This window comes from Antrihabitans cavernicola, from assembly GCF_008297975.1.
In the GTDB taxonomy this organism is placed as follows: Bacteria; Actinomycetota; Actinomycetes; order Mycobacteriales; family Mycobacteriaceae; genus Antrihabitans; species Antrihabitans cavernicola.
In genome coordinates this window covers 67398-89860 of sequence record NZ_VLNY01000010.1, presented here as the reverse complement: position 1 = coordinate 89860, position 22463 = coordinate 67398, and the positions used below count along the sequence as shown (strand labels likewise).

Sequence of the window (22463 nt, the reverse complement as noted above, 5' to 3'; positions counted from 1 at the left end):
CGTCAGTCGCTCTTGGGGACTGGGAACTGGGTGCGCATCGCCAGATCCCAGAACCTGTCGGGTGTCAGCTGACGTTGCAGAATGCCCAGTGTCGCACTGGGAGTGACCGTATACCGGGCCTTCGGCCGCTTGCTCTCGACTGCCTTGCGGATGACCTTGGCGACCGACTCCGGGCCACCACCGGCGAGTTTGGCGATCGGGCCGGCGTAGATGTCGGCGGTCACCGCACCGACTCGCGCGTTGAAGTCCGCGTACGGTCCGTCGTCGAGGCCGTCGACCGATCCGACTGCGGTACCGGCGAATTCGGTGGTGATCAGGCCGGGCTCGATGAGCACGACCTGGACACCGAAACCCTGGACCTCGAACCGCATCGCGTCCGAGATCGCCTCCACCGCATATTTCGTGGCGTGATAGATGCCGCCGCCGGGGAAGGTCAGTTTGCCGCCCATCGAGCCGATGTTGACGATCCGCCCCCGACCGGCCTTGCGCATGCCCGGGAGGACGAGCTGGCTCATCCGGATCAGTCCGAAGACGTTGGTTTCGAACTGCTTGCGGATGTCGTCGAGGGGGATCGACTCGACCGCACCCGACTGCGAATAGCCGGCATTGTTCACCAGCACGTCGACAGCACCGTGTTCCTGCTCGACGGCAGCGATAGCGGCGGACATAGACGCATCGTCGGTGACGTCGAGCGCGAGCGTGTGGCATCCCTGATCGGCGAGCGAATTCAGTGTTTCGGGACGGCGCGCGGTGGCATAGACGGTGTGGCCGTGCGCCGCGAGGTCGGTCGCGGTCGCCGCGCCGATGCCACTCGAACAACCGGTGACGAGGGCGACGACTGTTTGCCGGCTGGACATCACAGCACCGACACGACCGCTTTGGCAGTCGCCTTGGCCGACGGCGGATTCTGGCCCGTCACCAGCCGGCCGTCGATGACGACCTTCACCGCGAATGGCACCAGGGCCTTCTCGTACAGCGCACCACGTTGCTTCGATTCCTGTTCGGCGTTGTAGGGCACCAGCTTGTCGACTCTGGCGACCACTTCCTCCTGCCACGCGAACCCGGTGAGCTTACGGTCCGCGATCAGCAGCGAGCCGTCCGACAGCTTGGTGTTCAGCAGCCCGCAGTATCCGTGGCACACCGATGAGACGATTCCGCCCTGTTCCCAGATCTCACGCGTAATCCGTTGCAAGCCTTCGCTGTCGGGAAAGTCGAACATCACAGCATGGCCGCCGGTGAAGTAGATGGCGTCGAAATCTGCCGAGTCGATCTCGTCGGGTGAGGCGGTATTCGCGAGCAGCGCCATCCGGGCCTCGTCGGCGCGCCACGCCTTCGCGGTCTTGTCGTAGTTCGGAAACTTCAGCGCGCGCGGTTCCAACGGGGACAAGCCTCCGTTCGGGCTGACGATCCGCTGCTCATAGCCCTGCTCCTCGAACACGTGATACGCGTGCGTCAACTCCGACAGCCACAACCCGGTCGGCTTGGACGGGTCCTCGTAGTGGCCGACATTGGTGACAACGTGCAGAATTCGCTTGGTCATCGTTGAATCCCTTCATTACGTCGTGGGGCGTATCTGCTGGTTGGGGGCCGCGACCGGACTCACCCGACAACTCGATGTGTGCGCCGCTAACATGTGGTTGGACCAAGCGTACGGCAGTACTGTCCAGACCACGACCAAATTCGCGCTCCACGCCGGAACCCGCCGATCCGAGCGAGGACGGATAGCCGGGACATACTGTTGGCACAGTCCAGGACAAGGGTTCGACGCGACGTCACGCAATGTCCGTCACCCCCGTCGCTGGACCCGGTATGCAGCGAATCTCAATGAGCGGTAGCTATCGGTCACTGCTGATCCAGTGCTACAAGGCTCGACCGTGGCGATGCGAACGGTATTTACCCGGCGCCTCGATCTCGGATTCGATGAGCGCATCACCCGCCGATTCGTCGATACCAAGAACGACGAAGACTTCTGTATTCCCGGTCATCCACCAGGCATATCTCGGGCTGAATGGCGACGAATCGCTGCCGGGTCAGTCCGGGCCGCCATGCGACGTTGCGTGTTGGCGGTGCTCAGCGTTGCTGGTTGGTGGGGCGGAAGAGTATTTCATTGATGTCGACGTTCTCAGGCTGGCCAATCGCGAAGGCGACGCAGCGGGCGAAGCTGTTGGCGGGGATTGCGGTGTCCCGGTAGAAATCCGCGACAGATGCGGCGACACCGTCGGCTTTGACAGAGCCTGGAACTTCGGTGTCGACAGCGCCGGGTGAGATGACGGTGGTCCGAATGTTGTAGGGCTTGACCTCTTGACGGAGCACTTCGGAGATCACCCGCATCGAGTACTTGGTCGCGGAGTAGATCGCGCCGCCGGGATTGACGGCGTGGCCGGCGACCGAGGAAACGTTGACGAACTGCCCGGACCGCTGCTGCTTGAAGTGCGGTAGCGCGGCGGCGCTGCCCCAGAGCACACCCTTGATGTTGACGTCGATCGCCTGTTCCCGTTCGTCGAACCGCTCCATCTCGTGCGGCGAAAGCGGCATGAGGCCGGCGTTGTTGATCATGACGTCGATCCGGCCGTGGAGATTCACGGCATTTTGGACCAGCGCGGTCACCTGCTGGCGGTCGGTCACGTCGGTCTGTACGACCGCACCATCGGGAAGACCGATCTGCGCACCGAGAACCACCTTTGCTCCGGCCGCGGACAGGTGACGTGCCGTTTCGGCGCCGACGCCGCTGCTGGCTCCGGTGATGACGACGACCTTGCACGACAGTATTCATTCGATGATTTGTGCCACGATGAATGAGACGTTGGCGTAGGACGCGTCTCACGGCAGTTGACGCACCGCAGGTCCAAGCCTTGGCCTATGTCAGGTTCGATGAGACAGGACAGTCGTCGCTCACATTTGGCGCAACCACTTTGCATCTGCGCGCGAAGCTTGCTGCGCGGATGCAAACTCGACGCGCGAAATGTTCTCAACCCAACTCGCGATTGCTCAAACTCTCCAATGATCAACCACTGCAGTAGATTTCGCCCCTGCTGCGGCTGCTTCCCCGGTCCAGTCACTCCACTTCAAAACGTCACTGTGACGGTTTAAGGTCCGGTTCGCCATGGGCGAGTTTGGCTGCTCTTTCCCGCAGGTACCGCTGCTCGGGAATGCTGGTGGTCCGCTGAGCCGCCAGCAGGTAGTTCGCGTGCGCGGCAGCGCTGTCGCCGGCGAGTTCCTGTAAGTGGGCGCGGACGGCGTACAGGCGATGGTGGCGTGCCATGCGCGGGTCGCTGTCGAGTTCTTCCAGTTGGTCGAGTCCAGCCTGAGGGTTGCGGCTCATCGCCACTGCGACACTGTAATTCAGCGTCACCATCGGGTTCGGTGCGATTCGGCGAAGGATTTCGTAGAGAATCCGGATCTGTTCCCAGTCGGTGTCGTCGGCTCGTGGCGCCTGAACGTGCAATGCAGCGGTCGCTGCCTGAAGCTGGTACTGGCCTAGCGGAGAAACCGACATGGCCTTGGTGACCAACGTGCTGCCCTCGTCGATCATGTTGCGGTCCCACAGGTTTCGGTCCTGCTCGGCCAGCGGCACGAGCGCGCCGTCCGATCTGATGCGGGCCGATCGGCGGGCGTCGGTCAGCAGCATCAGCGCCAGCAGCCCTGCGACTTCACCGTCATCCGGCAGCGATCTGTGCAGCATTCGGGTGAGTCGAATCGCCTCGGCGGTGAGCTCGCCGCGGTGCAAATCGGGTCCGGAGCTGGCGGTATACCCCTCGTTGAAGATCAGGTAGAGAACGTGCAGGACAGTGTCCAGTCGTTCGGCCCACTCCTGGTCGCTCGGCATAGCAAACGACGCTCCAGCAGCCCTTATGCGCTGCTTGGCACGGCTGATCCGTGGCGCCATGGTTGCTTCCGGCACCAAGAATGCCTGCGCCACCTCGGCAGTGGTCAGCCCGCCGACCGCACGGAGTGTGAGTGCCACCTGAGCGCCGGGCGTGATCGCCGGATGGCAGCACAGGAACAGCAGCGCGAGCGTGTCGTCCTGGTCTCCGAGGTCGGTGACGTCCGACGGTTCCAGCGCCGCCGTGGTGACCTCTCGCCGTCTACGTGCCTGTTCGCTGCGAATCTGATCGACCAACCGGCGGCCGGCGACGGTGACCAGCCACGACCGCGGGTTGTCCGGGATGCCTTCGGCAGGCCATTGCATCGCTGCGGCCAGCAACGCCTCCTGGACCGCGTCTTCGCACTCCTCGAACCCGCCGTAGCGGCGCAGTAGCGAACCGAGGATCTGCGGGGCGAGTTCGCGCAACAGATCCTCGAGCCGCTCGGGCGTATTCACATTTCCATCCCAGCCGAATCCATCAGCGGTCGCACCTCGACGACGCCGATCGCACGGCCCGATAGCAAGGTGGCCAGTTCGGCGGCGCGCTCCCGACTGTCGCAGTCGATCACGTAGTGGCCGACGACATGATCCGAGTTCGGAAGATACGGACCTTCGGTCACCGACACCACGCCATCGCGAACCCGTACCACCGCACTGATGGACGGATCGGCGAATGCGTTGCCGCTGATCAGTTCTCCCGCCTGTGCGGCTTCGGCCAGAAACCGATCGTGATCGAATTCTTGCCCCGGGAAAGGCGCCGCACTCTGGTAAATATTCAGCAGGAACTTCATCGTGTTCTCAGTCGTCGGCTGTACCCGCGAAGACCACCGGCCGTACCTCGATGCCGAGGCCGTCGATGCCCGCGTCGGGGATCAGCGCCGCCAGGTCGAGGGCTCGGTCTTGGCTGTCGCACTCCACCAAGTAATAGCCACCGAGGAATTCCTTGGCCTCGAGGTAGGGCCCGTCGGTCACTGCCCGGATACCGTCTCTGACCCTGACCACCGCGCTCTGCGACGGGTCCGCCAACGCAGCGGTGCTGATCAACTCCCCCGACTTCGTGACGGTCTCCATGAACGCGCCGTGACCGCCCATCACGGCGTCGCGCTCGTCCTCCGTCAGCGCATCCCAGATCTGCGGGTTGTTGTGCATGATCAACAAGAACTTCACGTCGTCTCCTTCGATTGTCGGGCACTCCTTCGGCGCCTTCACCCAACAAGTCGGAGTCGAGAGCGCATTCTTGCGACGCGACGCAAAAATCTGTCGCCCACTCCGACTATCCCTACGAAGAGCGCGCCACCTGGACGTTCTGAACGACTGCGATCACTGGAGTGTACGAATGAACCTGCCACGCATCGGCGTCAGCCTTCCCTATATCGACCCCTACGCAGGCCCTGATGCCGTCGTCACTGTCGCGCAAGCGGTAGAACGACTCGGCTTCCACGCCGTATCCGCCAGCGATCGGATGCTCATCCCGACCGGTCCGCACTGGAGCAACGACGCGGGCCTGCCCGAGGCGTACGCCTGGGAGTCGCTGGAGATGCTGACGTGGGCGGCTGCGCACACGAGCCGGATCCGCGTGACGACCGACATCGTGAACTCGATCTTCCAGCCACCCGTCGTCCTCGCCCGCAGGCTGGCCACCCTGGACCGGCTGTCCGGCGGTCGGTTGGATGTCGGCATCGGCCAAGGCGGCGGAACGCGGCTGCCACCGTTCTACATCCCAGAGGAGTTCATCGCGGCAGGCGTGCCTGCTAGTCGGCGCGGCAGCGGATTTGTCGAGCACATCGCCGCGATGAGGGCCTGTTGGGGTCCCGACCCTGTCGAGTTCCATGGTGAGCGATACCAGATCCCGCTGTCCATGGTCGGCCCGAAGCCCTGCGGACGCACGATACCCCTCTTCATCGGCGCGATCACTCGCCACACCGTCGAACGGGCAGCGCGGATCGCTGACGGCTTCGTCACCACCGCAGTCGATTGGGACGACGCCCGCACTCACATCCGCTGGTACCGAGAGGCCGGCGGGATCGGCACAGTCATCGTGAACACGCTTCCGGACCATCGCGACCGTCAGCCATCACGCCGGGCTTTCACCGATGCCGTGCTGAGCAACATCGACTGCGCCGCGGCGGTCGGCGCCGACGAGATGCACATCGCTCTCCATCTCATTCCTGCCGTTCCGGAGCGGCAGGTCGAGTTTCTGGAAGAGCTTGCCAGAGAGCTCGGTCTGACCGCCTTGGATAAGCGCGCTTTACCTCGAGTTAGCTCGAGGTCGTAGCGTTTCGGACATGAGCAAAAGTATGCAATCCGCCGCCAAGAAATCGCTGGAATGAGCGCGCCGCAAACCGCTTTGCTCCTCGGTGGTGGTGGCGTCGGCGGGACGGCGTGGATGCTCGGACTCGCGAACGGCCTGGCCGCCAACGGTATCGACCTGACCCGAGCCGAGAGATCGGTCGGCACATCGGCGGGTGCCATAGCCGCCGCAATTCTTGCCACCGGAGTCTGGGACTTGTCGACACTCGGCGACGCGCCCGCGATCCGAGAGGGCGCGCCGCCACCGGTACCCGACGCCGAGATTCAGCGAGCGCTGTTCGACATTCTGGGAGATTCCGACGCCTCCCGACGCGACAAGAGCGCCAGAATCGCCGACATCACATCGACCCTCCCGACAGCCGACGACAGTCAAATCCGCCGAATCCACACTCTGATAGGCACATCCAGCTGGCCTCGCACCGACCTGCGGATCGTTTCCCTCGCGGCGGACACCGGCGAACGTCACGTGTGGACGTCTGAATCCGGCACGACTCTCTCGACGGCTGTCGCGGCCAGCCACGCGTTCCCCGGCGCCTTTCCGCCAGTCCAGATCGGACGAGCGCGTCACATCGACGGCGGCCTCTTCTCCGATATCAACGCGGATCTGGCAGGACCAGCTCAGCGAGTTCTCATACTTCGACCGTTTCATGGCGTTTTTCCCGAAATACCGTCTCCAGACGAATCCGCCGTCCTGACCGCGAACACGACATTGCTCGTCGGGCCCGATTCGGAATCGCGAATGGCGCTCGACCCCGCGCTGGCTGCGTCTGCAGCATGGTCGCTTGCCTTCGCTCACGGAACACGCCAGGCGGACAAAGCAGTCGGGCCGATCCGGGAGTGGCTGGGACGTGCCGGCAACTCGACCATCCAAACCTGGTCGCGGGAACAATAGGCTGTCCTGTGGGGCTCCATACTCATGGGAGTTGGCGTGGAACCGATATTGGCTCGAGCTTTTCCAGAGTTCCTTCGTGCGCGGCGCGCATCGCTGGACCCCGAGTCTTTCGGGTATTCAGCTGACGGTCGGCGTGTGCCTGGACTCCGCCGTCACGAATTCGCCGAGTTGGTCGGGTTGAGCGTCGAGTACTACACGAAGCTCGAGCAGGGCCGGGCGTCGAACCCGTCGCCGGCGGTCGTCGGGGCGATTGCGGATGCGTTGGACCTGGGTCGGAGCGAGCGCGACTATCTGATCGGTCTGGACCAGCTCGACGATCCGACGGACGAGCCTCCGTGGAAGGTCCCGAACGAGGTTGGGCAACTGGTTGCATCGTTGAGTGAAATGGTGCCCGCATTCGTCTTGACCCCGGCGACAGATGTGATCGCATGGAACGCCGTCGGCGGCGAAGCGTTCTGCATCGCGGGTCGCTCTCCGACGCAGCGCAACGTCGCCCGTCAACTGTTCATGGACGCTCCCACCCGCGCGATGTACGGGGATTGGGAGCGCGTTGTGCGCGAGCAGGTTGCGTGGCTGCGCTACGACACTGTTCGGCACCCCCGCTACCGAGCGCTGTTCGCACTGATCGAAGAGTTGCTGGACCAGTCCCCCGAGTTCCGAAAGCTGTGGGATCGCTACGAGATTCGGTCTCGCTCGCACGGTCGGCGACTGCTCGATCATCCAGACGTCGGCGTACTCGACATGTACTACACGGCACTCCCTCTACCGGCGGATCCACGGCTGACGATCGTGACGTGGTCCGCGGCAAAGTCGACAGAGACAGCGGACAAGTTGCACAAGCTTGCTGAGCGCAGCAACTCGGAACCCGTCACGATTGCCGCGCCCGCGACAGATCCGGATGCGTCGTGAGAGTTGGCCTCGACGTAGCCCGACGGGGTGCGGCCGCAACGGCAGCGACCAGTAGCAGTGCGACGGCTGCAACCGCGGCGGTGTGGATGCCCGTGACACGGTCACCGCTGCCCGCCAACGAGCCCAGTACGGCGACACCGAGCACACTGCCCGCCTGTCTGCCTGCGTTGAGCAGCCCACTCGCGATACCCGTTTGATCGGTCGGCGCGGCACCGATGACGAGCGAAATCTGCGGTCCCACGGTCAGGCCGACGCCGCAACCGAGCAGAGCAAGTGCGATCGACAGCGTGAGCGGCCCGGCGTGCTGGTGCACAGCAAGAAGTGCGGCTGCACCGCCTGCGGCAGCCAGTAGCCCACCACACGCGATCGTCCTCGCTCCCCATCGTGCGGTCAGGCGCCCGACGAAAACGGGTAGCACGAATATCGGAAGCGCGGACGGCAGGAACCGCAGGCCAGCGGAGAAAGGCCCGAGGTGTTCGACCTGCTGGAGGTAGAGGCTGAGAGTGAACACGAGCCCGTAATAGGCCGCGAACAGCAGGAGCCCGATCGCAACGAATGCCGACAGTCCCGGCGCGGTGAGCAGCCGCGCGGGCAGCATCGGTGCGGGGGCCCCACGTTCGCGGATGCACAACCCGATGCCCGAGACGATCGCGACAGCAAACGCGGCGAGCGGAAACGGTGCCGACCAGCCCTGGGCGCCGGCCTCGATCAGCGCACCCGTCGCGGCGACCATGACGACGACGGTCAAGATCTGGCCGGGAAGGTCCGCGCGGTGGCCGTGGTTCGTTGTGCTGCTTGGGATTCCAGGTCGCAGCGCCAGCACCATGGTTACCGCGCCGATCGGAACGTTGAGGAAGAAGATGCTGCGCCATCCGATCGTCGATACGAGCGCACCACCCAGGACCGGGCCGAATGCCTGCGGGCTGCCTGCGACGGTGGTGAACAAGGCGACTGCTTTCGCCTTCGCTTTCGGTTCGGGGTAGGCCTCGGCTATCAACGCCATGGCGGCGGGCATGAGCAGCGCGGCGGCCACGCCCTGTAGCAAGCGGGTCGCAACCAAGACGACTCCGCTCGGTGCCAGCCCGCACAGTGCCGAGGCGATGGTGAACAAGGCGACGCCGCAGCGAAACATCCTGGCGCTGCCGAGTCGGTCGACCAAGGCTCCACCCGACAGCAGCAAGCTCGCGAGCACCAGGACGTAGCCGTCCACCACCCACTGCAGCATGGCCAGGCTCGAGCCGAGATCGTTCTCGATCGCCGGTAGTGCGACGTTGACGATCGTCGTATCCACGATCACCATCGCGAAACCGATGCAGACGACGCTCAACGTCAGACCGGGACGCACTGGCGGGGTCGATTCCATCTGCGGCATGCGCGGTCCTTCCCGAATAATCTCTTCGGGATCGACTATGCGCGGGTCGGCATACCGCAACCAGACCTGCTCGAGACTGGTCCTGCCAAGGCCAGGTTCACCAGTTCCCTCGACGCCCGATCAACAAGTGCTGGGCGCGGCCTTGCCTGCGAACCTGTCAGCCATCCAGTCCAACGCTTCGGGGAAGCCGAGTACTGCGGCAGAAAGGTGATCCGGGCTCGGAGTCAGCACAGACACGACCGGCGTTCCTGCCGCGCAGTAACGCTTGACGGTCGCATCGATCGAATCGACCGGTATCAACACATCGGTGGGGCTGTGCCATTCGAAGATCGGCGACTTCGGGACGCCCCGGTACAACTCGAGGCTGTTCTCGTCGAGCACCTTCCAACCCTCGGGGTCGTCCATGAAGTTCTTGTTGTCGGTCAATTGTGCTGCGCTGTGCTCGAATCCCCAGAACATCAGCTCGTTGGTGCAGCCGTTCATCATCCATTGCTCGAGCCATCGCCCGGTGGAATTGAGTTGGTCGGTGACGTGAATGCGGTCGGGATACTCACGTTCGAGCCCTAGGGCTGCGGCTGCGGCCAGTCCGAACGCCGGATGCGGATTGGGTCCCAGTGTCAGCGCCATCTTGGCAAGGTTCATCGGAACCCCGCCCTCGGCGGATCCGACGATGTTCAGTTCCGGTGCGTAGGTCGGGGCAAGTGCGGCGGCCCATGCGGTCGCCATTCCGCCGCCCGAGTATCCCCCGAGACCGACCTTGCTCTTCGCAACTCCGAATTCCGGAATCCGCTTGACCGCGCGGATTCCGTCCAGAGTGATTTGACCGCCCAGTTTCGCTGCGCCATAGGCCATCCGGGGTCCGAGGTGATCCGGCAACGCGACCGCCCAGCCGCGCCCGAGCGCGATGTTGAGCAAGGGCGCCTCGCGAATCTGAGTCGTCAGGTCGGTGGCGTACAGCTCGTCGGCGATCTTGCATTTGTTGCCGAGCGAATTGATGATGTGCTGATACGACACCAGCGGATCGTCGGGTCGATGGTTCGGCGGGAGCACGAACGTGGTGTCCGCGGCGATCGGTTTGCCTTCGGAGTCCGTCGTTCGAAACAACACCTCCCACACCGCACTTGTCGGGAAGTACAGGTTGGTCGGCATCTGCCGAACCTTGAGCACGTCGCCGGGCGCGTGCGCAGCCACGTCGGCGGGTGCGGAAAAGAACGGGTCGGGGTCCGGCGTGGGAACCGTCGGTAGGGCGACACTGACGCCGCTTGCGCCCACCGCGCTGACGAGTGCGAAGGCCAACCCCACTGCGGTCATGCCAACGGATCTGCGAACCGAAAACCTCATGCGATTACCTGATCTTCATCCGGACCGAAGCAGCGGCGCGGACCGATTTTTCGGCCGACGAACTACGGAGTCGCGGTCACTATGACAGATCGCAGAACGACTCGGAGCGAATCCGAAAACTGGCGTGGCGATACGGTGGCATGCATGTTGATTGCATTCTCGGTAGCGCCGTCCGGTGGCAGTTCGTCGGACTCGGTTTCGAAGGCGGTCGCTGCGGCCGTTCGGGTGGTTCGCGAGTCCGGCCTGCCGAACCGCACCGACGCGATGTTCACCACGATCGAGGGTGACTGGGACGAATGCATGGACGTGGTCAAGCGCGCGTGCGACGAGATAGGCCGTTACGGAAGCAGGGTCTCGCTGGTTCTCAAGGCCGACATCCGGCCAGGTTACAGCGGTGAGCTCGACGCAAAACTGGTGCGACTCGAAGCCGAACTCTGACTGCCCATTTCGCGCTAATTCGGCCAGCCCAGTTTCCAGGCGTTTTCGCTCGACTCCTCCCCTGCCTCGCCGGCAAATGCCGACATCGCCGATTCGAGTCCGCGTCTGCGCCGCTCGGGTATCCCGGACAGCACCTCGGCGATTGCCGTTCGGCGATGCGAGATCACGCCCTCCACCAAGCCGCGACCACGGTCGGTGAGTGCGAGCACCAAGTTGCGTCGATCGGTGGGTGACTCCTGTCGCTCCAACAGCCCGAGGGCGACCAATCGGTCGCAGGCTCGCGTCGCGTTGGACGGGTGAATCCCCATCGCCTGGGCAAGACCGTTGAGGTTGAGCGTTCCGCGGCTGTCCACCAACACAAGGACCCGCAGCTGGGGCAGCGTGACCTGATCTTCGACCTCGGCCACCGATTGCGCCGCGATACCGATCAGCGCTCGGGCGGCGAGCATCATCGCGTCGATCTGCGAGTCGGTGGCGGGTGTGTGTACCGCGACTTCCTGAGAACTCATGGTGTGAGTATCGGTGATCCTCGCTAGGTCGCGACGTCGATGCGCCGCGAGACGCGCGTCGACCGGATATGGCTACGCGCACACGCGGGGCAGGCCACCGACCCGAACGCCGTCGGGTTCAGGCTGGGCAGTCCATTGCGAAAGTAGTAATCGTTCTCGTGGCCGCGATGGTCTTCGACATGCACGGACTCGTAGTCCGCAGACCAACGGTGTCCACAGCCTGGGCAGGTGAAGGTGAACTGCTCTGTCGCATGCTCTTCCAGATGCATTGTTGCGTAAGCCTTTCCGGTGCAGTGCGAGCGACCGAATGCACCATTCGGAGCCGTCGAACGCGACGACACAACTTCAGGTCTACCGCAATAGTTGCGATTACGCAATTGAATGGGCGGACTCGTCACACGCCTAGTATCCGAAAGGCCAACCTGCGGTTGCCGCCGTTCGCTTGTACCAATGCGAACCAGAGCATCAACGCTCCGTCGACCACCGACTGCATGTTCTCGCCCACGTACGCCGGCCGAAGGCCTACCGCAGTGATCAGCTCCTCGAGCACTGCTCGGTCACCGAGTGGGCAGGAGAACACCAGATCGGCCTGTTCGCCGTCGATCGTCGGCTCCGCGAAGTTTTCCCAGCCCAAGGTGTTGAACGCGCGCGCATAGCGCGCGGTCGGAACTGCCGCAGCCACCGCTGCCGAGGCATTGGCAACCGGGCCGTCGAATCGGTTGGTCGCATCGATGATCAGTGTGTCGGCGAACAAGCCCGCGTGCGTTGTCAGCAGGTTGTCCACTGCTTCGGGAGGAACTGCCAAGAGCGCGACGTCGGAATCGGCCACTGCGGTCGCCACGTCGACAACTGGCGGACCATCGCCGGCGTCGTGGGGATCGCGGGAGCCCAGGTTCACGTCATGACCGGCCTTGGCCAATGCGACGGCCAACGTGTTGCCCACGTTGCCGGTGCCGATTATTGCGATGCGCATGTCACGATCCAGCTTTCTTGTCGACGAGCCGAATTACCGGGTACTGCCTCTCGGATTTGTTCTGGTACTTCGCATATCGGGGCACAGCGGTGACGATGCGCTGCCACGCGTGTTCGCGGTCGGCACCCTCGAGCACGGACGGCACGACCGGCTCGCGGTGACGACCGGGCAATTCGATCGCGACCTCGTCGGGGTGCGCCATGAGATTGCGGTGCCAGTCCGGGTCGTGTTCGCCACCGCCGGATGCCACGAGCAATCGGGCGTTCGTACCGTCGGCGAAATACGCGAGCGGTGTCTCTATCGACCGTCCGGATCGACGGCCGATCGTGTACAAGATCAATACGTCCATTCCCATGAACGTGCCATAGCCGCGTCGTATCTTGCGGTTCATGCGGGAGTTCATCTTTCGCTGCACCCAACCCGACACCGTGGCTACCTCCGTCCATCGGTGAGTTGCGGTAGCGCTGCCGCCGTCAAGGCTTCGTCGACGATTCGCTCTGCGCGGGGACCGAAGCCGTGCAGGGCGAGCAACGTGGATCGGTCGACTCCTGCCAGCGACTCCAGCGACCGATAGCCGATCGCCTCCAATGCTCGGGTAGCGGGCGCTCCAATCTTGGGTAGATCTGTCATCGATGCAGCTCCTCCGGTCGGTAAGTGGGTGTCATCGCTTGTACGGACGGGGCGACGCAAACTCATCGGTACCGACGCGGCCTTTTCATGGGTGCGTAGAGACCACCCGCAGGATGTGTTTTGCTTCGCCCATACCCGGCGCAGGATTCATTTGGACGCGGCGCTCCCCCGCATGCCCACTCCGAGTGGGCCATCCTGCCTAGGATCCGTCGTCCTACAGGATTGCCACCTTGCGTTCATCGGGTCGTCGTCGTAGCGACGTGAAACGGCGATCAGGGGTAGGCGCCCGCGATCGGTGCCGCGCCGACCGGCAGTTGCCCGGTCCGGGTCAACGTAGCTGTGTCGTAGAAATCCAACGTCGAGTGCACGCCCAGCGGAGCCGAGAAGAAGGCGTATGCGAGCTTGAACGGATGGAGCAAAGCCGGGAATTGAGCGGCGTTACCGCCGAGATTACTTACGTATGCCGTCTTACCGTCGCTCGAGAAGCCGGCGTAGACGGGCGTGCCGTCGGGATTGACAATTCTCTTGATGATCTGTCCGGTGTGCGGGTCGAGAATCACCAGCGAGTTGTCACCGAAGTTGCAGACCCACATCTGCTTGCCGTCGGGTGTCAGTGTGGCGGAGATCGGTGCGGCTAGAGAACCGTCGGGTATCACGCGCTCGACGTACCAGCCCTTGGTATTCACCGCGGTGACACCCGAGTAGAAATTCACGCCGTAGACCGTGTTGCCGTCCATGGACGTTTCGCCCCAACCCGGGACGAACCCGTCCAGAAAGATCGGCGGCTTCTCGAGAGCGCCGGTGAAGGCGTTGTATTGCGTCGCAGTACCGGGGGCTGCGAGGACGATGATCGATTGATCGTCATTGGTGATCTCCATGTGCGCAGCCCCCGGTGGCAGCAGGACCGGCAACGTCCGGACGATGTCGAGTGTTTGTGTGTCCATCACCTGCACGAGGGAAAGCTGGGTGGGCATGTACAGGTAGCGCCCGTCGTGCGACATCTGCGTCACTGCGTAAGGTGCACCGGCGGTGGTCACAGTCTTGATCACACGGCGGGACGGGACGTCGATGACGTTCATGGTCCATACGAGCGGCCCGAAGCTGTTCACGAACAGCCGTTTCCCGTCCGGTGTCGCCCGAACGACCAGCGGATGGTCGGCTACACCGGGGATTGTCACGACGACCTTCCGTGTCACCGGGTCGATCGCCTGCACCGAGCCCTCGCCGTAGATCGGCAGCCAGATCAGACCGTCTTTCGTTGTGCTGCCCGGGATTTGGGGCATTGCACCGGCGGTGGCCGGGGCGACGAGTAGGGTCGCCGCCGCGGCCAGGGTCACACCGACCTTCAGCATCGATCGGCCGAAGTTACGCATCGTTGCGCCTTTCTGGATCACTACTTCGGGATGAAGGCGGGGATACCGGGAATCTTTTCGGTCGGAACGACGTCGATGATCTTGTTGGTGGCCGTGTCGACGACCACCAGACGACCTGGCCCGTACACGAACTGCCCTAGCGAGACCATCAGGTTGAAGATCGTCAACTCACCCACCGGTGTCGGCAGGTTGGTGAACGACGCGCTGTCGGAGATGTAGGCGCGTTTGCCGTCCGGACTGAACGTCAGGCCGATCTGGGCGCCTTCCATCGGAATGGTGTCGACCCACTGGTCGGTCGCGGTGTCGATGACCATGGTGCCCTCCGCACCACCGAAGGTCGTGACGTAGAGCTTCTTGCCGTCCGGCGTGACCTCCGAGACGAATGCGCCCGGGTTGGTGAGCTTGCCGATGCCGTCCTTGGTGGTGGGGATGGTCTTGACCAGCTCCCACTTGTCCACATCGATCACGCCGATCGAGTTGATCGTGTCGGTGTACAGCTTGTGTCCGCCGTTGGCGAAGGAGTACCAGAACGTCGCCACACCACCCGACCAGATCGGCCGCTTCACGATGTGCCCGTCGTTCGGGTCGATCGCGGCAATCAAGCCACTGACGAACCCGACATACACAAGGCCGTCCGGGCCGGGGAATGCGCCGGCCGGTACGTCACCGTAGTGCCAAGTCTTGACGATCTTGTCGGTCGCGATGTCGATGACCTCGATCGTGAAACCCAGCTCCGGGACGAGGATCTGTTTGCCGTTGGGCGAAAGGAAGATGCCGAGCGCGACCGTGAAGATCGGAATCGTCTTGGCCGTCTTGGTCTTCGTGTCGATCACACCGACTGTCGGCAGACCCGCGACCGAGAAGTTGTCGGAGTAGATCTTGCTGTGGTCCGGGGTCACCGCGAGCACGGCTGGGTGTGAGAACCCGACCGGCTGACGCATGGGGATCCGGTGCGTGATCTGGTGAGTCACGGTGTCCATCACCGCGACGGTGTCGTTGTCGACCTCGGGGATGTACAGCTCACCCGGTTGGCCGCCGGGTGGGGCAGCCTGCGCGACACCGACACCGACCGTCGCGACTGTAAGTGCGGTCGCGACAGCCATCGTTACGACAAGCCCGGCGCTCTTGAAACGTCGACTCAGCACAACTGATTCCTTAGATGTTGGTGCTCGTCGGGATGTTCTTGGGCAGTAGAAATTCGTAAGGCTGGAACCGAGACCTGTTCGCCTCGTTGATCTCTGCCTCGATCTGGTCGAGCCGGTTGCGGAACTTCGTAAGCGGGCCGTCCGGTCCGAAGACGCGGGGATCGGAGAACGGAGTCGGGAACGGAAAGGCGTTGGTGCGGTAGTCGCCCAGCGGCCGGTAATACACCGTGGCCAGCTGGTGCAAGAAGGTGAACTGGGCCACTGCGCTGAACATGCCGGGCAGCATCCTGAGCCAGTCGGCTTCGGTGTGCCCACGAATCTCGGTCGGCGGCGGCGCCGTGGTGGTGCCGGAGCCGAACGGCGCGTAGGTCATGAACTCCGCCTGCGGGAAGTTGACCGACGCGTGGTACGCGCTGGCGGTGTACGCCACCATGGTCAGCAAGTCGACCAGCTGCGAGACCGTCTGCGGCCTGCTGAAGCCCTTCATCTTGCCGATGTTGATGACTTCGTTGCAGTAGTCGGTGAGCTCCTGGTCACCGGTGACGTCGCCGTCGTTGTGGTAGTAGAGCCGCACGTAGTCGTCGATCCAGTCGTGCAACGCATTCCAGATCCGCGTCGAGTCGTCGCGCACCGGGTGGTCGAGCTGCGGGTTGTTCAGGCCGCGGCGCGCGATGTCGTTGGGGATCATCCGGTCGTGGAAGTTCCACGCCAACCGCTGGTTGACCACTTCCTCGCAGACCAGATTGATCTCGCCGCCCACGATGTCGTCGGCGAACGATTTCGGCGGCATGATGATCGTCGCGGCCAGGAAGTTGATGAAGATGTCGCCCTCGGCGTGCGGCGACATCAGCTGGTACAGAGGATGGTTCGGTGCGATCGTGCGGTTGAGCGAGACGGTGAACACCTCCGAGATGAGGTGTGACATGCCGAGATGCGAGAACATCTCGTGGTAGTTCCAGGCGGCGGTCATCGCAGAGGTCTTGGCCATCTGCCAGCCCCAGTATCGGTCCTTGTCGTCCGGGCGCGGGCGCACGAACATCGGCGAGGTGCCTGAGTTCTGACCGCACTGGATTGCGACGACCTCGAGGTCACCCTTGCCCGGCGGCAGGGCGTAGAGCACGATCGGCGCGGTGTGCCAGGTGTCGCCGAGCAGCACCTTGTAGGTGGCTTGTTCCGAAGCCATCTTGCCCAGCCCGACGTAATCGCACATGTAGACCCGGCCGGCGGCGAGCGCGGCGGCCAACCCGTCGTCGGCCTGGATGCCCTCGCGGTACTGGGCATCGGTAAGTGGAAAGTTCGCAGGCAGCTCGCGTACCTGTCGCAGCACGTTGGTGTCGAAACCGCCCTGCTGCATCCAGGCGAAGGTCTTGTCGTCGTGGACGTTCGAGGCGACATCCGGGATCGGCATCGTTCCGAAGATCGCGTTGTACTCGGCCAGGCCCTGCTTCGAGCCGAAGTTGCCGATGCCTTGTTGGGAGCCGATCAGCTCCATCAGGTTCTGGCGGACGTTGCCGAGGAGGAGCCAGAATTCGTTGAACAGCCGACCGACCTCGGCTTGCAACAAAGTCGCTTCGGCCATGTCCTGGTCGGTAACGTCGTAGTGCACGATGCCGAGCCGAGGGCCGTCCATGTTGTACTTGCCGTTGCCGAGGTTCTTGAACCGAATGTGGTACTGGGCGAGCTCCTGCTTCTGGCCGACCATCTGGTTCCGGGCGTCGGCGAGAGTGCTGGTGTTCATCGCGTTCAGCACCGGAATCAGCGCCGATACGACGTCGATGCCGATCGTGAAGAACGCGTCGGCAGCGGTGAGCCACCACTCGATCGTCGGAATCGCGTCCAGCGGTACGAAGTTGGCGGCCGGGATGCCGGGCAGGAACGGGACGTTCTCGGTCCAGACGTACGCCCCCTTCTTACCTACGAGGGCCGCCTGCCGTGCCCACGGCGCGGGATCGAACTGCGGCAGCAGTGGCAAGGCGGGAGGGGCGTCGGCGCCTGCGGGAGCGGCGTTGGCGACGCTCGCGAGGCCCGCGCCGACCAGCGGCAGCATGGCGGCTGCTCGCAGTAGCTGACGGCGGTTGATCGTTTCGGACATTGGACCTCCACTGCGTTCGAGTCATCGAAAAGCGACCGTCACCGCGGCGTGGAGCCGTGACGAAGTGTTCGAAGGGCGCATCGAAGGCGACCTCCCGTTCCCGACAGTCGTTACTGCTCGGCGTCGATGCCTCTGCACTGCCGAAAGTGCTTACGACGTCGAGTGACTGCGGTGGAGCTTATCGAACTCTCAGGTTCAGGAGAGCGAATTTGCGATCTCGGGTTTGGGCCGTAGCCGCTGCTGTCGAGCGCAGTGCGGTCGGTAGATGCGGAGTCCGACAATTCAGGCAGCGCAGTGCTTTACGAGCATTCGGCCGTTACGGCGTAAGTGGTGTAGCACAATCGGCATTCTTGGAGCGCCGAGGGCTGGAGCGGTCATGAACGTCGTTCGTCGAGTGGTCGTTGTGCTGCTCGCAATACTGCTGGCTACGTCCGGGGCCGTGCTCGGTTCATCGACCGCTTCGGCCCAGCCTTCCGGAACGAACCATCCGAGCAACCTCGTCTATCTCCCGATGTATGTCGACAGCACGGTCCAGGTGGTCGACCCGGTCGACCGGCGCGTCGTCAAGACCATCGGCGTCGGCGGCAACCCGATCGTCATTCGGGAAACTCCCGACCACAAAAAGCTGTTCGTCGCGGTGTGGGATCTCATCCACTGGGAGATGGTCGTCATCGACACTGCGACGATGCAGGTCACCAACCGGATTCCGACGCTCGGACCCGCCTACGCGGTAACGCAGATGTCCGACGACGGCCGGTACCTGTTCGTACCGACCGAATTTTCGATCGTGCAGGTCATCGACACCCGGACCGAGCAGATCGTCAACAACATCGCGATCGTCTTCCCACCGGCGCCGATTCATCTCGAGATCGCGCCGGACAACAAGTCGTTCTATGCGTTCTCGGCGCTGAGCGGCCTCGGCCACTTCGACACCCAGACCGGCCGGCTGCTGGAACCGCCGATCTTCATTCCTGGACTGGCTCCGGGCTGGGGCGCGCGCAGCGCGGACGGCAACACGATCTATGCGATCAGCTTCGGCACGAGCAACGTCACCTGGATCGACGCGCGGACGATGACGGTGACCAAGAACGTGTTCATGCCGCTGTTGTCGACGTCGATGTCGGCGACGCTCACGCCTGATGGCAATCAGATATGGATCAGCAACTTCGGTACGAACAACGTCACCGTGATGGACACCCGGACGGGCGACATCATCCACGTCATCCCGTTCGAGGACTCGCCGTTGTACGTGGGCTTCTCAGCCGACGGCAAAACTGCCTATGTCAGTGACGAAGGCGCCTATACCCGGGGGCATCCGCTGTTGCTCGGCTTCAGGTTGTTGGCCTGGTATCTCGCCCGGCCCGGCCCGCCCGGCTTCTTGCGGACCTTCGACACGACGTCGTATCGGGAGCGCGACGTGACGCCGATCGGGCTCGGCCCTGCCGCTGGCGTCTATCCGGACCACGGATAGACGCGCATCGAAATCGCCAGTGTTTCCTGCAGGGCATACGTAAACTGAACCTCTGCTGAGCGCTGACTGAATGCGAGTCCGCCGACGAAGGAGTCATGCAATGAAGGCAAGGATCATCTGTGCAGCGACGGCACTCGCTGGTGCGGCTCTGTTGTCCGCACCGGCAGCAGCCAACGCCGATCCGGCCGCTCCCGCCTCGGTGCCCCATGCGACGGCCATCGATGGGCAATCGTTCGATTACGTGCTTTGTCTGATCGGCAAGGCGATCAACTGGTACATCCCAAACGTCGCGACGCCGCCCTGCGTCCAGGGTCAATCTGAGCCCGACGGCGGCCACTGGTGAAACTCAGCCCTTCGTCCGGTCCGGCCATAAGGGTGCGCGACGAACCGACGGCCGAGGAATACACGGTCGACATCTGAGTTTCTTGACACCTGTTCGGTCGGCACCAGCCAGCGACTCGAGCGACCAGGGGTGCGTAAAGACCACCCACAGGATGTCTTTTGCTTCGCCCAAATCCGGCGCAGAATTCAGATCGACGCGGCGCTCCCACGCATGCGCACTCCAAGTTCAGAAGGTGGATTCCGAATGGCGCTCGGCAACAGAATTTCTCAGGGTGTGGCGGCTGCGATCGTAATTGCGGCGTTTCCGCTGCTGGCCGCATGTGGCGGCAGCAGTACCGACGGCAATGCGCAAAGTGCCGCGGACAGCATCGCCAGCGGCTCGGACATGGGTCTCGATTTCACCACACCCAACGGTGCATCGAGCGCAGCGGCAAACGTCGACGTGTGTTCGCTGTTGCACGAGGACGACGCGTACGCCGTGGCGGACAAGTCGGGCTTGGCCGGTGGCAAGGCCGCGGGTGCCACCTACAAGCTCACGTCGACCAAGGTCGACTACGACCCCTCGATTCAGCAGTACTCCCCCAAGTCCGGTTGCCGCTTTTCGTTCGACGCCACCGGTTCGGACGGCGATACCAACTTTGTCGGCGCTGTCGTGATCGAAACCAGCCCGGCCAGCGACTTCGACCTCTACGCCGGAAACGGCAAGCCCATCGCCGGGCTCGGCGACGAGGCTGTCGACTCGGCAGGGGTCACGTACGTCAAGGTCGGTGATGTGATGTTCCAATCGGGCGAGGACTCGTTCACCAACGACTTCGTGACCGACCTCTATCGCAAGATGGTGCCGAACATGAAGTAGTGGATGTCGCTCACTGTGCGGCCGATACCAACTCCGCGAGCACGGCTCGGATCGCCGGGCTGGCATCGGCACTGTGCCGCCACGCTGCTGCGACGTCTCGTTTCGGCTGACGCCGCAGTGGCCGAACCACGAGTTCGTCACCGACCGCCGGGCGCGCGAGCCGTGGCACCAATGCGACGACGTTGTCCGACGCCGCCAGTGCGAGTTGAGTAGCGAAATCGTCGACAAGGTGACGCACATTCGGCGCGTCCGTCAGGTCCGCGAACAACCGTCGAAACCACTGATGGCATACCGTGCCCGGTGGGCTCGTGACCCACGCATGCCCGACCAGATCGCGGCCCGTCAACGGCGCATCGATCGAGGCGAGCGGATGATCTCGACTCATCACGACGTCACCGAAGTCGGTGTGCACATGACGTTGGATCAGCGAGGGCGCCGCCGCGGCCGGTACGCCGTCGGCGTCGTGCACCAACGCGAGGTCCGCGGTGCCCGCGTCGACGCAGCGAAGCGCGTCGTCGGGATCCATCTCGGTGACGTGCAGTCGAAGATCTGGGCACGTCGTCGACAGTCGACCGATGGCGGGTGCGAGCAATCCGCGGATCGCCGTCGAGAATGCGACGACGCGCAGCAGGCCACGTGGTGCGCCGCGCGAAACCGACTGTGCCGCTTCGGTGCATCGTTCCATTGCCTGGAAGACGGCCGGGGCCGAATCGACGACAGCCTGCCCGGCCGGGGTGAGCACCACCCGGCGACCCGCGGGTGCCAACACGGCAACGCCGATCTGACGCTCCAGCCGCTTGATCTGTTGGGACACCGCCGACGCCGTGAAACCCAACTCGTCGGCCGCTTGCGCGAGAGTCCCCAGCGCGGCCACCGATTGCAACGCACGTAACGCACTCACGTCGATCATGAAGTAATTCTACGCAATATTGGCAAGAAAGCATTGCTGGACCATAGGTATACAGGTCGGCAGGATCGACGCATGACCTCTACAACAGCCGATCGACTGTTCGGCACCAACCTCGTCGCCATGGTGACGCCCATGCAGCCGGACGGCGCTGTCAGCGCGACCGGTCTCAGCGGCCTTGTGCAGCACCTGCTCGACACCGGCTGCGACGGTATCGTCGTCGCTGGCACCGCCGGTGAATCGCCCACGTTGAGCGATATCGACACCGCCGATATCGTGAGAGCTGTTGCGTCGCAGTCGAAGAGCCGCGCGCGGGTGATCGCCGGTGTCGGAACCTACGACACCTCGGTCAGCATTCGGCGGGCTCGCACCGCCGCGGATGCGGGTGCCGATGCGCTGCTGCTCGTCTGCCCCTTCTACTCGATGCCCACCCAAGCCGGAATCATCGCGCACTGCACAGCGGTCGCCGACGCCACCGACCTACCCGTGATTCTCTACGACGTGCCCGCACGCACCGGTACCGCAATGGCGCAATCGACGTTGGTCGAGCTCGCGAGCCACCCGCGGATCAGGGCTGTCAAGGATGCCAAAGGCGATCTGCACCAGGCGATGAGCGTCATGGACCGGACGTCGCTCGCCTACTACTGCGGCATCGACGAACTGAATCTCCCGTACCTCGCCTCGGGCGCCACCGGTGTGGTGAGCGTTGTGGGCAATGTCGTCGCCGACCGCAATGCCGCACTGATCCGCGCCATCCGCAACGGTGACCTCGACGAGGCTCGCACCATTGCGACCGCGTTGATCCCGCTCGTGGAGGCCGTCATGCGCACCTCGCAAGGGGCGATCGTCGCCAAGGCTGCACTCGCGGAACTGGGGATCATCCCGCACGCGACGGTTCGACTGCCATTGCTCGAATCGCCACCTGCCCACCTGGAGCAGCTGACCGCAGCGCTGGCAACCGTGGCGGTACCGACGTAACAGTGGTCGACAGCTTTGGTGAATTTGCGCTTCCTGCCGGTGATCTCGAGGTAGGAAGCG

General features: G+C 63.6%; 26 protein-coding genes. 8 read left to right on the top strand and 18 right to left on the bottom strand.

The window, feature by feature from the left end; all coding sequences use genetic code 11:
• Nucleotides 1-2: 2 nt before the first annotated feature.
• The 7 genes from FOY51_RS19150 to FOY51_RS19125 all read right to left on the bottom strand — a co-directional run bounded on the left by FOY51_RS19150 (nucleotide 3) and on the right by FOY51_RS19125 (nucleotide 5032).
• On the bottom strand, nucleotides 3-857 hold the full coding sequence (locus FOY51_RS19150) for an oxidoreductase (protein WP_149431866.1): 855 nt from the start codon (nucleotides 855-857) through the stop codon (nucleotides 3-5).
• Nucleotides 857-1540: a type 1 glutamine amidotransferase domain-containing protein gene (locus tag FOY51_RS19145; protein ID WP_149431865.1), complete on the bottom strand. Its 684-nt coding sequence runs from the start codon at nucleotides 1538-1540 to the stop codon at nucleotides 857-859. Before FOY51_RS19145 ends, FOY51_RS19150 begins: the two co-directional genes overlap by 1 nt.
• A gap of 319 nt (nucleotides 1541-1859) precedes the next feature.
• On the bottom strand, nucleotides 1860-1985 hold the full coding sequence (locus FOY51_RS27855) for a hypothetical protein (RefSeq protein ID WP_290367904.1): 126 nt from the start codon (nucleotides 1983-1985) through the stop codon (nucleotides 1860-1862).
• Between the two features lie 85 nt (nucleotides 1986-2070).
• Complete coding sequence (locus FOY51_RS19140; RefSeq protein ID WP_290367906.1) at nucleotides 2071-2745, bottom strand: SDR family oxidoreductase; 675 nt, start codon at nucleotides 2743-2745, stop codon at nucleotides 2071-2073.
• 328 nt (nucleotides 2746-3073) lie between these two features.
• Nucleotides 3074-4321 (bottom strand): RNA polymerase sigma factor, encoded by a 1248-nt coding sequence (locus FOY51_RS19135; RefSeq protein ID WP_149431863.1) that lies wholly within the window; start codon nucleotides 4319-4321, stop codon nucleotides 3074-3076.
• A complete protein-coding gene (locus FOY51_RS19130) occupies nucleotides 4318-4656 on the bottom strand; it encodes a YciI family protein (RefSeq protein ID WP_149431862.1) in 339 nt (112 codons plus the stop codon). Before FOY51_RS19130 ends, FOY51_RS19135 begins: the two co-directional genes overlap by 4 nt.
• A gap of 7 nt (nucleotides 4657-4663) precedes the next feature.
• Nucleotides 4664-5032 (bottom strand): YciI family protein, encoded by a 369-nt coding sequence (locus FOY51_RS19125; RefSeq protein ID WP_149431861.1) that lies wholly within the window; start codon nucleotides 5030-5032, stop codon nucleotides 4664-4666.
• A 169-nt stretch (nucleotides 5033-5201) separates the two neighbouring features.
• Between FOY51_RS19125 and FOY51_RS19120 the strand changes: the two genes are divergently transcribed.
• The 3 genes from FOY51_RS19120 to FOY51_RS19110 are packed head-to-tail and all read left to right on the top strand — an operon-like array spanning nucleotide 5202 to nucleotide 7976.
• A complete protein-coding gene (locus FOY51_RS19120; RefSeq protein ID WP_149431860.1) occupies nucleotides 5202-6140 on the top strand; it encodes an LLM class flavin-dependent oxidoreductase in 939 nt (312 codons plus the stop codon).
• Nucleotides 6141-6191: 51 nt separating this feature from the next.
• The gene (locus FOY51_RS19115; RefSeq protein WP_149431859.1) at nucleotides 6192-7067 is read left to right on the top strand and encodes a patatin-like phospholipase family protein; all 876 of its coding nucleotides are present in this window, start codon (nucleotides 6192-6194) and stop codon (nucleotides 7065-7067) included.
• Nucleotides 7068-7091: 24 nt separating this feature from the next.
• Nucleotides 7092-7976, top strand: coding sequence for a helix-turn-helix transcriptional regulator (locus tag FOY51_RS19110; RefSeq protein ID WP_149431858.1), 885 nt, complete (start codon nucleotides 7092-7094; stop codon nucleotides 7974-7976).
• Here FOY51_RS19110 and FOY51_RS19105 read toward each other — a convergent pair.
• Both FOY51_RS19105 and FOY51_RS19100 read right to left on the bottom strand, forming a co-directional pair.
• Complete coding sequence (locus tag FOY51_RS19105; RefSeq protein ID WP_149431857.1) at nucleotides 7936-9348, bottom strand: MFS transporter; 1413 nt, start codon at nucleotides 9346-9348, stop codon at nucleotides 7936-7938. The two genes, FOY51_RS19110 and FOY51_RS19105, sit on opposite strands and share 41 nt — an antisense overlap.
• A gap of 120 nt (nucleotides 9349-9468) precedes the next feature.
• Nucleotides 9469-10689: a lipase family protein gene (locus FOY51_RS19100; RefSeq protein ID WP_149431856.1), complete on the bottom strand. Its 1221-nt coding sequence runs from the start codon at nucleotides 10687-10689 to the stop codon at nucleotides 9469-9471.
• Nucleotides 10690-10833: 144 nt separating this feature from the next.
• Between FOY51_RS19100 and FOY51_RS19095 the strand changes: the two genes are divergently transcribed.
• A complete protein-coding gene (locus FOY51_RS19095; RefSeq protein ID WP_149431855.1) occupies nucleotides 10834-11127 on the top strand; it encodes a thiamine-binding protein in 294 nt (97 codons plus the stop codon).
• Between the two features lie 14 nt (nucleotides 11128-11141).
• Here the strand turns inward: FOY51_RS19095 and FOY51_RS19090 are convergent, their stop codons facing one another.
• The 8 genes from FOY51_RS19090 to FOY51_RS19055 form a co-directional block, all read right to left on the bottom strand.
• Complete coding sequence (locus FOY51_RS19090) at nucleotides 11142-11636, bottom strand: MarR family winged helix-turn-helix transcriptional regulator (protein WP_149431854.1); 495 nt, start codon at nucleotides 11634-11636, stop codon at nucleotides 11142-11144.
• A gap of 23 nt (nucleotides 11637-11659) precedes the next feature.
• Nucleotides 11660-11905: a hypothetical protein gene (locus tag FOY51_RS19085; RefSeq protein WP_149431853.1), complete on the bottom strand. Its 246-nt coding sequence runs from the start codon at nucleotides 11903-11905 to the stop codon at nucleotides 11660-11662.
• A gap of 125 nt (nucleotides 11906-12030) precedes the next feature.
• Nucleotides 12031-12609, bottom strand: a complete 579-nt coding sequence (locus tag FOY51_RS19080; RefSeq protein WP_149431852.1) for an NADPH-dependent F420 reductase — start codon at nucleotides 12607-12609, stop codon at nucleotides 12031-12033.
• A gap of 1 nt (nucleotide 12610) precedes the next feature.
• Nucleotides 12611-13000: a nitroreductase family deazaflavin-dependent oxidoreductase gene (locus tag FOY51_RS19075; protein WP_235916498.1), complete on the bottom strand. Its 390-nt coding sequence runs from the start codon at nucleotides 12998-13000 to the stop codon at nucleotides 12611-12613.
• A gap of 41 nt (nucleotides 13001-13041) precedes the next feature.
• Entirely contained in the window at nucleotides 13042-13239 is a 198-nt protein-coding gene (locus tag FOY51_RS19070; protein ID WP_149431851.1) for a helix-hairpin-helix domain-containing protein, read from the bottom strand.
• Between the two features lie 272 nt (nucleotides 13240-13511).
• The gene (locus FOY51_RS19065; protein WP_149431850.1) at nucleotides 13512-14612 is read right to left on the bottom strand and encodes a beta-propeller fold lactonase family protein; all 1101 of its coding nucleotides are present in this window, start codon (nucleotides 14610-14612) and stop codon (nucleotides 13512-13514) included.
• A gap of 20 nt (nucleotides 14613-14632) precedes the next feature.
• Nucleotides 14633-15757: a YncE family protein gene (locus FOY51_RS19060; RefSeq protein WP_149431849.1), complete on the bottom strand. Its 1125-nt coding sequence runs from the start codon at nucleotides 15755-15757 to the stop codon at nucleotides 14633-14635.
• A 10-nt stretch (nucleotides 15758-15767) separates the two neighbouring features.
• Nucleotides 15768-17849, bottom strand: coding sequence for a lipoxygenase family protein (locus FOY51_RS19055; protein ID WP_149431848.1), 2082 nt, complete (start codon nucleotides 17847-17849; stop codon nucleotides 15768-15770).
• Between the two features lie 376 nt (nucleotides 17850-18225).
• Here FOY51_RS19055 and FOY51_RS19050 point away from each other — a divergent pair, with 376 nt between their 5' ends.
• The 3 genes from FOY51_RS19050 to FOY51_RS19040 all read left to right on the top strand — a co-directional run bounded on the left by FOY51_RS19050 (nucleotide 18226) and on the right by FOY51_RS19040 (nucleotide 20518).
• Complete coding sequence (locus tag FOY51_RS19050) at nucleotides 18226-19320, top strand: YncE family protein (protein WP_149431847.1); 1095 nt, start codon at nucleotides 18226-18228, stop codon at nucleotides 19318-19320.
• Nucleotides 19321-19420: 100 nt separating this feature from the next.
• Nucleotides 19421-19663 (top strand): hypothetical protein, encoded by a 243-nt coding sequence (locus tag FOY51_RS19045; RefSeq protein WP_149431846.1) that lies wholly within the window; start codon nucleotides 19421-19423, stop codon nucleotides 19661-19663.
• Between the two features lie 243 nt (nucleotides 19664-19906).
• Complete coding sequence (locus FOY51_RS19040) at nucleotides 19907-20518, top strand: hypothetical protein (protein ID WP_149431845.1); 612 nt, start codon at nucleotides 19907-19909, stop codon at nucleotides 20516-20518.
• 10 nt (nucleotides 20519-20528) lie between these two features.
• Here the strand turns inward: FOY51_RS19040 and FOY51_RS19035 are convergent, their stop codons facing one another.
• A complete protein-coding gene (locus tag FOY51_RS19035; RefSeq protein ID WP_149431844.1) occupies nucleotides 20529-21428 on the bottom strand; it encodes a LysR family transcriptional regulator in 900 nt (299 codons plus the stop codon).
• A 72-nt stretch (nucleotides 21429-21500) separates the two neighbouring features.
• Here FOY51_RS19035 and dapA point away from each other — a divergent pair, with 72 nt between their 5' ends.
• Nucleotides 21501-22403 (top strand): 4-hydroxy-tetrahydrodipicolinate synthase, encoded by a 903-nt coding sequence (gene dapA / locus FOY51_RS19030; RefSeq protein WP_149431843.1) that lies wholly within the window; start codon nucleotides 21501-21503, stop codon nucleotides 22401-22403.
• The last annotated feature ends 60 nt before the right edge of the window (nucleotides 22404-22463 follow it).

Excerpts from the sequence above, each read along its gene's own strand:
- FOY51_RS19150 (WP_149431866.1), bottom strand. The coding sequence starts at position 857 with ATGTCCAGCCGGCAAACAGTCGTCGCCCTCGTCACCGGTTGTTCGAGT.
- FOY51_RS19145 (WP_149431865.1), bottom strand. The coding sequence starts at position 1,540 with ATGACCAAGCGAATTCTGCACGTTGTCACCAATGTCGGCCACTACGAG.
- FOY51_RS27855 (WP_290367904.1), bottom strand. The coding sequence starts at position 1,985 with ATGACCGGGAATACAGAAGTCTTCGTCGTTCTTGGTATCGACGAATCG.
- FOY51_RS19130 (WP_149431862.1), bottom strand. The coding sequence starts at position 4,656 with ATGAAGTTCCTGCTGAATATTTACCAGAGTGCGGCGCCTTTCCCGGGG.
- FOY51_RS19120 (WP_149431860.1), top strand. The coding sequence starts at position 5,202 with ATGAACCTGCCACGCATCGGCGTCAGCCTTCCCTATATCGACCCCTAC.
- FOY51_RS19115 (WP_149431859.1), top strand. The coding sequence starts at position 6,192 with ATGAGCGCGCCGCAAACCGCTTTGCTCCTCGGTGGTGGTGGCGTCGGC.
- FOY51_RS19110 (WP_149431858.1), top strand. The coding sequence starts at position 7,092 with ATGGGAGTTGGCGTGGAACCGATATTGGCTCGAGCTTTTCCAGAGTTC.
- FOY51_RS19105 (WP_149431857.1), bottom strand. The coding sequence starts at position 9,348 with ATGCCGCAGATGGAATCGACCCCGCCAGTGCGTCCCGGTCTGACGTTG.
- FOY51_RS19100 (WP_149431856.1), bottom strand. The coding sequence starts at position 10,689 with ATGAGGTTTTCGGTTCGCAGATCCGTTGGCATGACCGCAGTGGGGTTG.
- FOY51_RS19095 (WP_149431855.1), top strand. The coding sequence starts at position 10,834 with ATGTTGATTGCATTCTCGGTAGCGCCGTCCGGTGGCAGTTCGTCGGAC.
- FOY51_RS19090 (WP_149431854.1), bottom strand. The coding sequence starts at position 11,636 with ATGAGTTCTCAGGAAGTCGCGGTACACACACCCGCCACCGACTCGCAG.
- FOY51_RS19085 (WP_149431853.1), bottom strand. The coding sequence starts at position 11,905 with ATGCATCTGGAAGAGCATGCGACAGAGCAGTTCACCTTCACCTGCCCA.
- FOY51_RS19080 (WP_149431852.1), bottom strand. The coding sequence starts at position 12,609 with ATGCGCATCGCAATAATCGGCACCGGCAACGTGGGCAACACGTTGGCC.
- FOY51_RS19075 (WP_235916498.1), bottom strand. The coding sequence starts at position 13,000 with ATGAACCGCAAGATACGACGCGGCTATGGCACGTTCATGGGAATGGAC.
- FOY51_RS19070 (WP_149431851.1), bottom strand. The coding sequence starts at position 13,239 with ATGACAGATCTACCCAAGATTGGAGCGCCCGCTACCCGAGCATTGGAG.
- FOY51_RS19065 (WP_149431850.1), bottom strand. The coding sequence starts at position 14,612 with ATGCGTAACTTCGGCCGATCGATGCTGAAGGTCGGTGTGACCCTGGCC.
- FOY51_RS19055 (WP_149431848.1), bottom strand. The coding sequence starts at position 17,849 with ATGTCCGAAACGATCAACCGCCGTCAGCTACTGCGAGCAGCCGCCATG.
- FOY51_RS19050 (WP_149431847.1), top strand. The coding sequence starts at position 18,226 with ATGAACGTCGTTCGTCGAGTGGTCGTTGTGCTGCTCGCAATACTGCTG.
- FOY51_RS19045 (WP_149431846.1), top strand. The coding sequence starts at position 19,421 with ATGAAGGCAAGGATCATCTGTGCAGCGACGGCACTCGCTGGTGCGGCT.
- FOY51_RS19040 (WP_149431845.1), top strand. The coding sequence starts at position 19,907 with ATGGCGCTCGGCAACAGAATTTCTCAGGGTGTGGCGGCTGCGATCGTA.
- FOY51_RS19035 (WP_149431844.1), bottom strand. The coding sequence starts at position 21,428 with ATGATCGACGTGAGTGCGTTACGTGCGTTGCAATCGGTGGCCGCGCTG.
- dapA (WP_149431843.1), top strand. The coding sequence starts at position 21,501 with ATGACCTCTACAACAGCCGATCGACTGTTCGGCACCAACCTCGTCGCC.